This is a genomic window from Falsiroseomonas oryzae (assembly GCF_027856955.1).
Taxonomy (GTDB): Bacteria; Pseudomonadota; Alphaproteobacteria; order Acetobacterales; family Acetobacteraceae; genus Falsiroseomonas; species Falsiroseomonas oryzae.
Genome location: NZ_JAPSMD010000974.1, coordinates 1 through 640, shown reverse-complemented (window position 1 = coordinate 640; position 640 = coordinate 1). Strand labels below are relative to the sequence as shown.

At 78.8% G+C, this 640-nt stretch carries 1 protein-coding gene; it reads right to left on the bottom strand.

Features of this window, described 5'->3' with window-relative positions; all coding sequences use genetic code 11:
* Positions 1–59: 59 nt before the first annotated feature.
* A partial coding sequence (locus OZN99_RS33035) for an SDR family NAD(P)-dependent oxidoreductase (RefSeq protein ID WP_270939391.1) occupies positions 60–640 on the bottom strand: 581 nt, incomplete at its 5' end.

Below are 640 nucleotides of genomic sequence, written 5' to 3'. Positions count from 1 at the left end.
GGCGCCTTCGCGCCCCAGGGCGCGATCTCCCCCGTCTCCGCCGGCGCGCCGAAGTAGCATCAGGCCTCCGGCCGGATCCGGAAGCGCGGCCAGCCGGCTGCGCGGTCGCCGAGCGCAGGCGGCAGCAGGGCGACCAGCCGCAGCCACCAGCCCAGCGCCGCCGGGAAGACGGTGCGCGGCTGGCCGCGCAGCAGCGCGCGGTGCGTGCGCCCGGCCGCATCCTCCAGGCTCATGGCAAGCGGCCGCGGGCCGAGGAAGCGGTCGCCCATCGCGCTGTCGAAGAAGCCCGGGCAGACCACGCAGACGCGCAGGCCGGACCGGGCATGCGCCGCGCGCAGCGCCTCGCCCCAGGCCAGCAGCCCCGCCTTGCCGGCACAGTAGCCCGGGCTGTCCGGCAGCCCGCGGAAGGCGGCGACCGAGGCGACCAGCCCCACCGTCCCCCGTCCGCGCGCCAGCATCCCCGGCAGCAGCGGCGACACCAGGTGCATCGCGCCGAGCAGGTTCACCTCCACCTGCCGTGCGGCCGCCGCGCCGGGCTCCGGCGCGCCGTCCGGCGTGGTGCCGGCGGAGGTGCCGGCATTGGCGACCACCAGATCGACCGGGCCCTCCGCCTCGAAGGCCGCCAGCGCGGCCGCCAGCG